Origin of the sequence: Burkholderia sp. KCJ3K979 (assembly GCF_016759955.1) — a bacterium.
In the GTDB taxonomy this organism is placed as follows: Bacteria; Pseudomonadota; Gammaproteobacteria; order Burkholderiales; family Burkholderiaceae; genus Burkholderia; species Burkholderia orbicola.
Genome location: NZ_JACFYV010000442.1, coordinates 1 through 874 on the forward strand (window position 1 = coordinate 1; position 874 = coordinate 874).

General features: G+C 66.2%; 1 protein-coding gene. It reads left to right on the forward strand.

Annotated elements, in window-relative coordinates:
- The first annotated feature begins 265 nt into the window (after window positions 1-265).
- Window positions 266-850 (forward strand): hypothetical protein, encoded by a 585-nt coding sequence (locus H3O04_RS35510; RefSeq protein ID WP_202589531.1) that lies wholly within the window; start codon window positions 266-268, stop codon window positions 848-850.
- Window positions 851-874 lie beyond the last annotated feature (24 nt).

Consider the following 874-nt stretch of genomic DNA (forward strand, 5'->3'; position numbering starts at 1 on the left):
ACCGTCATCTCGACGAGTACCTCGTCGAGATGACGGTCGACCAGCAGGCCGCACCGGCTGCACCGGTCGTGCCGGCGCCGACCGTCATCTCGACGAGTACCTCGTCGTAGGCATGCGGGCCGGTTTGCCGTGCGACCGGCGCGCGGGTCGCACGGCAGGCGTTCGGCCCGATGCCCGACAGTCTTTTCCGGTTTGACGGGTGTTGCTCCCATCCCCGAGGTCAACACCTCTTTTTGCGTGACGAGGATGCAAGGAGGCCTCAATCATGAGGATCTTTTTGATCGCTTTGTGGCTGGCCAGCGTGCAGGCCGCTGCGCAATCGGTTTTCCAGAATCCCGCGGTCTTCGTCATCCTGAGCGAGCAGACCCTCGCGAATGCCGCGAGCGTCCAGCAGGCGCTGTCGACGCTTGGCCGTCCCGACAACACGGCATGCGCGCCGATGATGATGATCGGCGATCCGCAGATGATCTACATGATGCCGGAAGCGGGTCACGCGCCGTCGTGGCAATCGCCGGTGTACGGCCGCGGTGCGCCGTTCGACGCGCAGAACGGGCCGAAGCCGACCGGCAAGACGGTCGGCGCGATGCAGCACACCGAGGACATGCGGACGCAGCCGTGGAGCGACGGCAGCGCGATCACGCAGCAGATCGCGGGCGAGTCGAGCGTCACGGCGGCGGACCGGGTGAACGCATGGCGGCACGCCGGGCTCGACCGGATCGAGACGGCCCGCGCGTCGGACGTGACGGTGAACGGCAAGACCTACCGCGCCTATCGCGACGATCTCAACGGCTCGACGAAGCCTGTCGTCGAACCGCAGATCTACACGCAGCGCGTCGTGTTCTGCCGATGACGCGGTATCGATTCGAGGACGGAG